This is a genomic window from Parvimonas parva (assembly GCF_045866535.1).
GTDB classification, from domain to species: domain Bacteria; phylum Bacillota; class Clostridia; order Tissierellales; family Peptoniphilaceae; genus Parvimonas; species Parvimonas parva.
Map to the genome: position 1 here is coordinate 626,126 of NZ_AP038371.1, position 11,710 is coordinate 637,835.

At 26.4% G+C, this 11,710-nt stretch carries 10 protein-coding genes; all 10 read left to right on the forward strand.

All coding sequences use genetic code 11. The annotated features are described in order from the left end of the window. The 10 genes from ligA to ACKTSI_RS03330 all read left to right on the forward strand — a co-directional run bounded on the left by ligA (position 1) and on the right by ACKTSI_RS03330 (position 11,700). Complete coding sequence (gene ligA / locus ACKTSI_RS03285) at positions 1–2,253, forward strand: NAD-dependent DNA ligase LigA (RefSeq protein WP_407863088.1); 2,253 nt, start codon at positions 1–3, stop codon at positions 2,251–2,253. A gap of 12 nt (positions 2,254–2,265) precedes the next feature. Next, complete coding sequence (locus tag ACKTSI_RS03290) at positions 2,266–3,219, forward strand: exonuclease domain-containing protein (RefSeq protein ID WP_288868196.1); 954 nt, start codon at positions 2,266–2,268, stop codon at positions 3,217–3,219. 118 nt (positions 3,220–3,337) lie between these two features. Continuing rightward, entirely contained in the window at positions 3,338–3,544 is a 207-nt protein-coding gene (gene rpmB, locus ACKTSI_RS03295) for a 50S ribosomal protein L28 (RefSeq protein WP_068471819.1), read from the forward strand. A gap of 186 nt (positions 3,545–3,730) precedes the next feature. Next, a complete protein-coding gene (locus tag ACKTSI_RS03300; RefSeq protein WP_407863123.1) occupies positions 3,731–4,939 on the forward strand; it encodes an NAD(P)/FAD-dependent oxidoreductase in 1,209 nt (402 codons plus the stop codon). 2 nt (positions 4,940–4,941) lie between these two features. Continuing rightward, positions 4,942–5,592, forward strand: a complete 651-nt coding sequence (gene cmk, locus ACKTSI_RS03305) for a (d)CMP kinase (protein ID WP_201275031.1) — start codon at positions 4,942–4,944, stop codon at positions 5,590–5,592. Further along, positions 5,592–6,182 carry a 1-acyl-sn-glycerol-3-phosphate acyltransferase gene (locus ACKTSI_RS03310; protein ID WP_201275030.1) on the forward strand — a complete coding sequence of 197 codons (591 nt, stop codon included), beginning with the start codon at positions 5,592–5,594 and terminating at the stop codon, positions 6,180–6,182. Before cmk ends, ACKTSI_RS03310 begins: the two co-directional genes overlap by 1 nt. After that, positions 6,160–8,172, forward strand: coding sequence for a bifunctional 4-hydroxy-3-methylbut-2-enyl diphosphate reductase/30S ribosomal protein S1 (locus ACKTSI_RS03315; RefSeq protein ID WP_201275029.1), 2,013 nt, complete (start codon positions 6,160–6,162; stop codon positions 8,170–8,172). The genes ACKTSI_RS03310 and ACKTSI_RS03315 overlap by 23 nt, the downstream gene beginning before the upstream one ends. A gap of 104 nt (positions 8,173–8,276) precedes the next feature. Continuing rightward, on the forward strand, positions 8,277–9,641 hold the full coding sequence (locus ACKTSI_RS03320) for an MATE family efflux transporter (RefSeq protein WP_288868194.1): 1,365 nt from the start codon (positions 8,277–8,279) through the stop codon (positions 9,639–9,641). A 70-nt stretch (positions 9,642–9,711) separates the two neighbouring features. Next, a complete protein-coding gene (locus ACKTSI_RS03325) occupies positions 9,712–10,065 on the forward strand; it encodes an Asp23/Gls24 family envelope stress response protein (protein WP_068471807.1) in 354 nt (117 codons plus the stop codon). A gap of 12 nt (positions 10,066–10,077) precedes the next feature. Beyond that, positions 10,078–11,700 carry a DAK2 domain-containing protein gene (locus tag ACKTSI_RS03330; RefSeq protein ID WP_068471804.1) on the forward strand — a complete coding sequence of 541 codons (1,623 nt, stop codon included), beginning with the start codon at positions 10,078–10,080 and terminating at the stop codon, positions 11,698–11,700. The last annotated feature ends 10 nt before the right edge of the window (positions 11,701–11,710 follow it).

Sequence of the window (11,710 nt, forward strand, 5' to 3'; positions counted from 1 at the left end):
ATGGATAATATGAAAGAAATTGTAGAAAAATTAAATCTCTGGGCTTATCAATATTATACATTAGATGAGCCGATTGTTAGTGATGCCGAGTATGATAAACTTTATGATGAACTTTTGAAATTAGAAAAAGAAACGGGAATAATTTTGCCTAACTCTCCAACACAAAGAGTTGGGGGAGAAGTTTTAGAAAAGTTTGAAAAACATACACATTTAAAAGAGCTTTACAGTTTACAAAAAGCACAAAGTTTTGGAGAACTTGAAGATTTTCATAATAGGTGTGTGAAACTTTTAAATGAATATAATTCAATAAACAACACAAATAAAACTTTAGAATACTATGTTGAATTTAAGTTTGATGGGTTAACTATAAACTTGACTTATGATAATGGAATATTAATTTCTGCATCAACTAGAGGAAATGGTGTTTATGGAGAAGAAGTTTTTGAACAAGTTAAAACAATAAAAAGTATTCCTCTTGAAATCGAATATAAGGGATTGGTTGAAATTCAAGGAGAGGCTATTATGCCACTTTCTGCTCTTGAAAAATATAACGAAACTGCTGAAGTTCCATTAAAAAATGCAAGAAATGCTGCAGCTGGAGCTATAAGAAATCTTGACCCTAGAAAAACTGCAAAGAGAAATTTAGATGCTTTTATTTATAATGTTGGTTTTAAATCAGATGAACAGTTTAAAACTCAAGAAGATATGATAGCCTTTTTAAAAGAAAATAAATTCAAAGTAAATGGATACGAAAAAAAATGTCTAAATATAAATGAAATTAAAGATAAAATAAATGAGATAGACGTTTTAAGAAAAAAAGTTGACTACCTAACAGACGGAGTTGTAATTAAGGTAAACGACTTTGAACTTAGGGAATACTTTGGATATACAAACAAATTTCCAAGATTTGCAATAGCATATAAATTTGAGGCAGAAGAATATAGCACAATTTTAAAAGAAGTTGTTTGGAATGTTGGAAGAACTGGAAAAGTTACTCCAACTGCTATTTTGGAACCTGTTGAAATAGGAGATGTAACTGTTCAAAGAGCAACACTTAATAATTATGATGATATTTTAAGAAAAAAAGTAAAAATAAATTCAAGAGTTTTGATAAGACGTTCAAATGATGTTATTCCAGAAATTTTAGGAACAATGGATAGTGATGAGAAGAATGAAAAAGAAATTGAAATGCCAACACGTTGTCCTTTCTGTAATAGTGAGTTGATTAAAGATGGTGTTCATATCTTTTGTACAAATACTCTTGCTTGTACTCCACAATTAACCTCTGCACTTGTTCACTTTGCAAGTAAAAATGCAATGAATATTGAAGGTTTAAGTGAAAAAACTATTGATGCTCTTTTTGAAAAGTTGGGAGTAGATACAGTTTATAAAATTTATGATTTGAAATATGATGAATTATTAGAAATAAAGGATTTGAGGAATGAAAAGGAGTATTTGTGTTTGAAATCGATAACAAATAATAAAGTAATTGATTTAAAACAGTTTTTACAATCAACAGTTAAAGGAATTGGGAAGAATACTTCAGAAAAAATTGTTAAATTATATAATTGTTTTGATGATTTAAAAAATGCGTATGACTTAAATAAATTAAACATATCGGAAAGTATTAATAAAAAATTATATAATTTTTTTGATAATGAATATAATGATAATTTTATAAAAGAATTAGTTGAAACCTCAAAAAAACATAATAAAAGAATTATAAATTTATTAAAATCAATAAAACAAAGTAAAATAGTGAATATTGAAAATTTTATTTATGCACTTGGGATTAAAAATGTCGGTGTTAAAACTGCAAAAGATTTAGCTAAAAAATATAAAAAATTAGATAATTTAAGAAAAGCAACCGTTGAAGAGCTTTTAGAAATCAATGATATTGGAGATGTTGTTGCCAATTCTATTTTTGAATTTTTTAATGATGAATATAGTAAAGATGCTTTAGATAAATTACTTGCAAAAGGAATAGAAGTGATTCCTTATGAAGAAGTAGTGCAAAGTGAATTTACAGATAAAAAAATTGTAATAACAGGAACTTTTGAAAAATATAAAAGAAAAGATTTAGAAGATATTTTTTCACAAAATGGACTTGTAGTACAATCAGCAGTAGCAAAATCTACTGATTTTTTAGTCGTTGGAGAAAAAGCAGGTTCAAAATTAAAAAAGGCTCAAGAACTTGGTATTGAAATAATAACAGAAGATGTTCTTGAAAGTTTTTTGAAAAAAATACATTAAAGGAAAGATATTATGGATAAAATTGATTTGATAGATATTAAAAATAAAAATTTAAGAGGAAATGAAATAATAGATTTTTTAGATAATTATGTTATAATTGATGTTGAAACTACCGGAAATTCATATTCAGATGATATTATTGAAATAACAGCTTTAAGATATAAAAATTACAATTTGATTAATTCTTATTCAGAATTGGTATATAGTGAAAAAATATCTATATATAGTAAAGCATATAAAAAAAACAATATAAGTTTTGATATGGTAAAGAATTCAAAAAAAATTTATCACGTATTAGAAGAATTTTATGATTTTATAAATGAAGATGATGTTTTAATAGGACATAATGTGATTTATGACATTGACCGTATAAATGAAAAATTAAAATATAATGGAAAATATATAAACAATAATTTTATTGATACGATGAATATTAGTAAAAGATTTGATGATTTTTATAATAATAGTTTAGATTATTTATCTGAATATTTTGGATTTACTAAGCAAAAACATAGATCTTATAGTGATTGTTTATTGTGTAATGAATTATACAAAAAATTAAAAGAAAAATTTCTAAAAGAATTTTATAATTTAGAAAGTTTTCAAAATAAAAAAATAAATAATAAATGCAAGAAAATAAATATAATCTTTGACGAAAATGAAGATGAGAAGATATTTTTATATAATAAAAATATATGTATAACTGGTGATGTACTTATTATTGATGAAAATTTACCAAACCATTATAAAATTGATAAAAAATTTTTAGAATATTTTATAGAATGTAAAGGAGGAATTTGTAAAAAAAGTGTAAGTAAAAAAACTGACTATTTAATACTTGGAGATTTGTCTTATTGGGGAAATAATTCTAATAATTTAGAGAAAGCTAAAAATTATGGAATAGAGATTATAAAATTAGAAGATTTTTTTAAAATGATTAAGGATAAATTAATGTTCGAAAAATAAAAAATAAAATTTTTTTATTATATAATATATAAAAAAAACTATATTTATACTTGCAAAGGCGATTGTTCTATGGTATAATACTACTGTTAAATATGAGTATGTAAAAGGAGGTAAGGAAATGTCAAAAAGATGTGCAATTTGCGATAAATCAAAATTATTTGGAAATAAAGTAACTTTCTCAAATAGAAAAAGTAGTAGATCATGGGGCGCTAACATTAGAAAAGTTAGAGTTGTTGTTGACGGTTCTGTTAAAAGAATTAATGTTTGTACTACTTGTTTAAAGAGTGGTTTTGTTGAAAGACCTTCATTTACTTCAGCTGAATAATAATATTTTGAATTTTATAGGAAGATTTGTCTTCCTATTTTTTTATACAAAAATTTCACACAATAATACGAAAAATATTCTTACATATTATTTATTAAAAAAATTTGACTAAATTAAAAAAATATTTTATACTAATAAGAGTTAAATTATTAGATTCGAGGTAGTGATTTTATAAAAATAGCAGTTATTGGTGCAGGTGCATCAGGTATTATGAGTGCAATTTTTTCTAAAAATGAAAATACTGAAGTGTTTTTGTTTGATGGTAATGAAAAGATTGGTAAAAAAATTTATATTTCCGGTAAAGGTAGATGCAATATTACAAATTCAAAGGAAATTTATGAATTTTTTGATGAGATAAATAGAAATAAAAATTTTTTGTATAGCAGTTTATATTCATATACTAATGAAGATATTTTAAAGTTTTTTAATGAAAATGGATTGAAAACTAAAGTTGAAAGAGGTGGTCGTGTATTTCCACTTTCTGATAAGTCTAGTGATGTTATAAAAACTTTAGAAAATGTTTTAAATATTAAGGGTGTAAAAACTATTTTAAATACTGAAATTAAAGATGTTAAATTAGTTGAAGATAAGTTTGAATTGGTATGTAATAAAGATTACGAACTTTTTGATAAAGTTATTTTTGCAACAGGTGGAAAGTCATATCCTTTTACAGGCTCAAGAGGTAGGGGACATGAAATTCTAAAAAATTTAGGGCATACTATTACAGATTTAAAGGCAGGTCTTGTTGGGATTGATGTAAAAGAAAAAATAAGAAAATATTCAGGTGTTAGTTTAAAATTTGTCGATTTTAAAATATATAACTCAAATAGAAAACTTATTAATTCTGAATTCGGAGAAATGCTTTTTACTCATACAGGTTTTAGTGGACCAATAGTTTTAAAATCCAGTAAATATTTTGATAATTCAAAGGATTTCATTGTTTCTATTGATTTAAAGCCAAAACTTGATGTGCATACTTTGGACCTTAGATTGCTTAGAGAATTTGACGAAAATAAAAATAAAAATTTAAAAAATGTTCTTTCAAATGTTTTAATAAATTCTATGGTTGAGTTAGTTTTAGAAAAGTCCGAAGTTGATGGAGAGCTTTCTGTAAATCAACTAAAAAAAGAAGATAGAAAAAAACTTGTAGAAACAATCAAAAATTTAGAATTTAACTTTAAAAGTTTGCGACCATTAAGTGAGGCGATTATTACTATTGGGGGAGTTTCAGTTAAAGAAGTCAATTCTTCGACAATGGAAAGCAAGCTAATAAAAAATTTATATATTGTAGGGGAACTTCTTGATGTTGATGCAAATACTGGTGGTTATAATTTAACCATTGCATTTTCAACCGGACATTTAGCCGGAGTTTCTTGTATAGAAAAAGGAGAGTAATTATGGATTATATTATAGCGATAGATGGACCTTCTGGAGTTGGAAAGAGTACGATTGCTAAAAAACTTTCTAAAATTTTAAAGATAAATTATATAGATACAGGTGCAATGTATAGAGCAATAGCATTTAAACTTATTTCTAATGATATTCCTTTGGATAATCACGAAAAGATAAAGGAAATTCTTAAAAGTACAGAATTTACTTATAAGGCTAATTGTCTATATATGGACGGTAAAAAGCTTGGAAAAGAAATAAGAACTGATGAAATTTCAAAAGGGGCCTCTTTAGTTTCCAGTTATGATTATGTTAGAGAAATTTTAGTTTCTATACAAAGACAGATAGGAATGGAAGAAAGTTGTGTACTTGATGGTAGAGATGTTGGGACTGTTATTTTTCCAAAGGCAGATTTTAAATTTTATTTAACAGCATCTTCAAGAGAACGTGCAAAGAGAAGATTTTTGCAAAGTGAAAGAAAAAAAGGACTTTCTTTAGAACAAGTTAGAGAAAGTATTGAAAAAAGAGATTATGACGATATGAATAGAGAGGCATCTCCATTAAGAAAAGCAAAAGATGCTATTGAAATTGATTCAACAGATAAATCTCTTAAAGAAACAATTTTAGAATTTTTATCTCATATAAGAGGCGAAAGATAATGTATAGATTTTTAGTTGCAATAGTTTCTGTTCTTGTAAAAATAATTTATAGAGTCAAAGTCAATGGAATTGAAAATTTCAAAGATGATAAACCTATAATTATCAGCGCAAATCACACTCATATTTTTGACCCTGTTATTTTAGCAATGTTGACTAAAAGACAAATATTTTTTCTATCAAAGAAAGAAATTTTTGAAAAAAAATTATCTGCAAAGTTTTTTACAAAATTAGGAGTTATTCCTATAGATAGAGAAAATACAGATTTAAAGGCTATAAAATCTTGTTTTAGGGTTATTAGAAATGGAGATTTGCTTGGAATTTTTCCAGAAGGAACCAGAGTTAAGACTATTGATATAAATAATATGAAAAAAGGTGTGGCACTTATTGCTTTAAAAAATAAAGTAAATATTCTGCCTATTCATATTGAGGCTAGTTATAAGATTTTTTCTAAAATAACTGTTGATGTTTATCCTATGATTGAAACTAATAATTTTGACAATATGGAAGATTCGGAGGCTATTGATAAATTAACAGAAGAGTTATTCTATAAAATTTATCAAGGAAGAGATGGAAATATATGTAGCAGATAATGCAGGTTTTTGTTTTGGAGTAAAAAGAGCTGTTAAATTAGCCGAAAAGACTTTGAATGAAAATCAAAAAGAAACGGTGTATTCTTATGGAGAGTTAATTCACAATCCTCAAGTTGTCGAAAAATTTAATCGAAAAGGACTTAAAGTAATAGACAATTTTGAAAAAGAAAAGCAAGGAACGATTGTTTTACGTTCTCATGGAATACATCCAAGTATAAAGAAAAAAATGACGGAGTTTGGACATAAACATATTGATTGTACTTGTCCGGTTTTGTTGAATATATATCGAAAAATTGAAAAAAAAGTAAAAGAAGGTTATGAAATTATAATTATAGGGGATAAAAATCATCCTGAGATTAAAGCTATGGTTGGATATTGTGGTGATAAATTTTGTGTAATAAATACAAAAGAAGAGGCAGAAATGATAAAAAATAAAAAAAATTTATATATTATTTCACAAACAACCAATTTAGTAGAGAAATTTTTTCAATTTTCTGGTATAATAAAAGATAGAAATGAAAATGTTATAATTGAAAATACAATTTGTGATGCAACTTCTAAAAGACAAAATTCTTGTGAAGAGATTTCTAAAAGAGTTGATTGTATGATAGTTATTGGGGGATACAGTAGCTCAAATACAAATAAACTTTATGATGTAGCTAAAAAGCATTGTAAAAACGTATATAGGATTGAAACATTTTTAGATTTACCATTGAAAGATATGGTAAAATATAAGAAAATAGGATTAACCGCCGGCGCTTCAACTCCGGATTGGTTAATAGAGGAGGTAGTTGAAGGTATGGAAATTTTAAGCAAGGATGAATTTATGGAACAAATAGAAGGGAGTATTAAGAGAATTTATCCAAGAGAAGTAGTTAAAGGAACTATAATCTATGTTACTGAAACAGAAGTTATGGTAAATATTGGTTATAGAAGTGATGGTATTATTAAACTTGATGAGTTATCTACTGACATTACTAAAAGACCTAAGGATTTATTCCATGAAGGGCAAGAAATTGATGTTTATGTAATTAAACTTGATGATGGAGAAGGTAATGTTGTTTTATCAGCTAAGAGAGTAGAATCATTAAAAGATTGGCAAAATCTTGTTGAAAAATTCAACAATAAAGAGTTAGTAGAAGCTGAAGTTGTAAAAGAAGTTAAAGGAGGCCTATTAGCTACTGTTGATGGTATTAATGCTTTTATCCCGGCAAGTCATATTACAACTAACTTCGTAAAAGATTTTACACCATATATTGGTACAAAAATGGAATGTGCTATAATTAATCTTGATGAAAGAAAGAAAAAAGTTGTTCTTTCAAGAAGAGAAATTGAAGAAAAAGAATTAAATGAAAAATTAGATTTAGCTTGGAGTAAATTAGAAGTTGGCGATGTATTAAAAGGAACTGTAAGAAAATTAACCGACTTTGGTGCATTTGTAAACTTAGGTGATGTTGATGGCTTAATCCATGTTTCAGATATTTCTTGGAATAGAATTAAAAAACCTTCTGATATTTTATCAGTAGGTGATGAAGTAGAAGTTACTATTTTAAAACTTAACAGAGAAAGAAATAGAATCTCTTTAGGTTTAAAACAATTAACAAAGAAACCATTCGAATTATTCTTAGAAAATAATAAAGTTGGTGATGTTGTTACTGGTACTGTAATCAATCTTGTTGATTTTGGTGCATTTGTAAAATTAAAAGAAAATGTTGAAGGTTTAGTTCACATTTCTCAAATTTCTCATGATCATATTGAAAAAGCATCTGATGTTTTAAATATTGGGGAAGAAGTAGAAGTTAAAATCATCAATATTGATGAAGAAAACCAAAAAATTTCTTTATCAATCAAAGAACTTCTTGAAAAACCAGTTGTAGAAACTGTTGAAGAAGAAAAAGAAGAAGTTGAAGAAGAAAAAGAAGAAGAAACAAAATTTGAAAATCAAGAGTTAGATAATTCAATCGGTGCTTTACTTGATATAGAATTATAATTCTAATTAAAAATTTTAAAGCTGTTGAAAATTTTCAACAGCTTTTTTATATTTTCGTTGCAATACTCTTTATAAGGGTATATAATTAAAGCGGAGTGATTGATATGAATATAAAATTTTTAAATAAAAGCTCACAAGAGCGACGTAATATGATTTTAAGTGAAAAAGTTTTAAAAACAATGATTATTTTAACAATACCTATGTTTATGATGGGAATTGTTCAGGCTTTAATTCCAATCACAGACGGATTGTTTTTAAATAATAACTCCGGTTATATAATTGCAGGAGCGATAGGATTTTCTCAATCGGTAATTGGTATTTTAAATGCTTTTTCACAAGGACTTAGTGTTGCAGCCTCAGCACTTATAGGACAACTTTATGGAAAGGGAGATATAGAGAAAACTAAACATAGTGCAGTACAAATTTTAGTTTTATCTTTTGTAATTGGATTATTGTTATCTCCTTTATGTGTTATTTTATCTTATATAATTTCAAGAGGTGTAAGTAGTGAGCTTTCAGTTCATGTTTTTCAATATCTTGGGTTATATTCTTTTGTTTTACCATTTTTATTTATGGCATCAATTTTTAATTCAATAAAAAACGGAACGGGACATCCTGAGGCACCTTTTTTAAGAATGATAATTTTATTAATTTTAAAAATTATATTTAATACATTATTTTTATCAATTTTGAATTTAGGAGTTATTGGAGCAGTATCTGCATCATTTGTGTCTTACTTTTTAATAGGTATTTGGATGTACTATGATTTATTTGTAAAAAAATCGGATTTTATGCTTTCTTTAAAAGGATTTAGGTTTGATTTTGAATTTGTTAAAAAGACTATGGCTTTGGCAATTCCTAGTATTTTATCCTATATTTTAGTTTATATCGGATTCTTTTTAATAAATAAAGAAGTTGTTAAGTATGGCTCTATTGCCCTTAACGCCTCAACAATTGCGTCAAATATAAATTCAATTTATTTTGTTTTGCCAACAAGTATAGGAACAACTGTTACGACTATGGTTAGTATGAATATTGGTAATGGAAATACAAAAAATGCTAAAAAAGTTTTTTATTATGGAATTTTACTATCTTTGCTTATAGTTTTTTCAATTATAATTATTTTTACACCTTTAAATCCATATATTGTTGAAATGTTCCAAAAAAATCCTGAAATTACTAAGATAACAAATAAAGCGCTTACAATTTATATGTATTCGGTAATAGGCTTTGGTATATTTACAGTTGAACAAGGAGTTTTTATTGGACTTGGAAGAACAAAAATGCCATTATTAACCGGAATAATGAGAGTGTGGTTACTTAGATATATTTTTATAATTTTTACAGAAAAATATTTAGGAGTTTATTCAATTTTTTGGGGAAATTTATTTTCAAATTGCATGGCAGCGTTCATATTCTTTTTCTTTGTTTTAAAAGTGAAATGGAAGTCTGCAATTAAAGATTTGTAAAAAAAGTTGATTTTTTTGTTAAAATTTGATATAGTAATTTATATATTTATATATAATTAGGAGGTATTTTATGGAATTTAATAATGAATTAGGTAAAGTTTCTATTAATCCAGTTGTGGTTAAAACAATCGTAGCTAATGTATTAAGAGAAAGTTATGGTGTTAGCGGATTGGCTAATGTTTCTCCTAAAGATGGAATTTATCAACTTTTAGGTTGGGATAATTCTAGCAAAGGTGTTCATGTTGCACTTAAAGATAATAATATTTTTATAGATTTACATATTGTCGTTCAATATGGAATTAAAATTTCAACAGTTTGTGAGAATGTAATAGAAAATGTAAAATACAATGTTGAAAACTTAACTGGTTTAAAAGTTAAATCAGTTAATGTTAATGTGCAAGGAATAAAAGTAGAAGGTAATTAGGAGGAAGTTTTTATGATAAATAGTGAACAGTTACAAATGGCATTTGTAAGAGCTCGTAATTATCTTGAAACAAATAAAGAGATAGTTAATAGCCTAAATGTATTTCCGGTTCCAGATGGAGATACAGGTACAAATATGTCTTTGACTATTAAATCAGCAATTAAAAATTTAGAAAATTCAAAAGTTAATACTTGTGCAGATGTTACTAAGGCTATTAGTGACGGTGCATTAATGGGGGCAAGAGGAAATTCAGGTGTAATTTTATCTCAAATTTTAAGAGGTTTTCACTTGGGAAGTAAAGAAAGTGTTACTCTTGATGTTGAAACATTAAAAAATTGTTTTGTAAATGCTTATAAAGTTGCATATAAATCAGTTATAAAACCAACTGAAGGAACAATTCTTACTGTTATTAGAGAAATGGGAGAGTTTGCTGAGGCTAATTATGCAAATTTTGATGATGAAATTGAATTCTGTAAAGAAATTTTAAAAGAAGGTTTTAGAAGTTTGGAAAAAACTCCAGAAATTTTACCTATTTTAAAGGAAGCAGAAGTAGTGGACGCAGGTGGACGTGGTTTAATGTATCTTTTAGAAGGTGCATTAGGAGATGAAATTGTTGAAATAAAAAATAATTATGAATTTAATAAACCTGCAAGAATTGAACATTTAGCTGCGCAACAAGATGAGGACATTAAATTTGGATATTGTACTGAATTTATGGTTACAAGTAATTCAGAAGAATATGGAATTTTAAGAGATAAGCTTTCAGGTATTGGAGATTCTTTAATTGTCGTTAAGGGCGACAATATTATAAAAGTTCATGTTCATACAAATCACCCTGGACAAGCTATTGAATGGGCATTAGAGTTTGGACCATTACATGATTTAAAAATTGACAATATGAGAAGACAACATAATCATTTACACCATACAGACAAGGAAGTTGCAGAGGCAAAACGTTCTGAAAAAGTTAAAGAAAATAAAAAATATGGTTTTATTTCAATTTCAACAGGAGAAGGTATTGATGAAATCTTCAAGAGTATGGGAGTTGATGAAATAATCACAGGTGGACAAACAATGAATCCGTCAACTGAAGATATTTTAAAAGCAGTTGAAAAGATTAATGCAGATGATATTTTTGTTTTCCCAAATAATAGTAATATTATTCTTGTTTCAGAGCAAGCTGCAAAAATTTCAGAAAAAAGACTTCATGTTATAAAGACAAAACAAATTCCACAAGCATTTAGTTCATTATTTAATTTTGATGAGTCTTTATCTGTTGAAGAAAATATGGAAGTTATGACTGAGGCAATTTCAAATGTTAAAGTTGGACAAATAACTTATGCTCTTAGAGATACTGAAATTGATGGAGTTAAGATTAAAAAAGATGATTTAATGGGATTAAATGAAGGTAAGATTACTATTTCTGAAAAGAAAATAGAAGATACTTTCAAAAAACTTGTTGATGAGCTTATCGATGAAGATTCATCTATAATCAGTATTTATTATGGAGAAGATGTTAAAGAAAAAGATGCTGAAAAGTTGGCAAAACTTGTTGAAGAAAAATATGAAGATATAGAAGTTGAATTAGTTTATGGTGGACAACCATTGTACTATTATTTAATTTCAGTTGAATAAAAATAAAAAT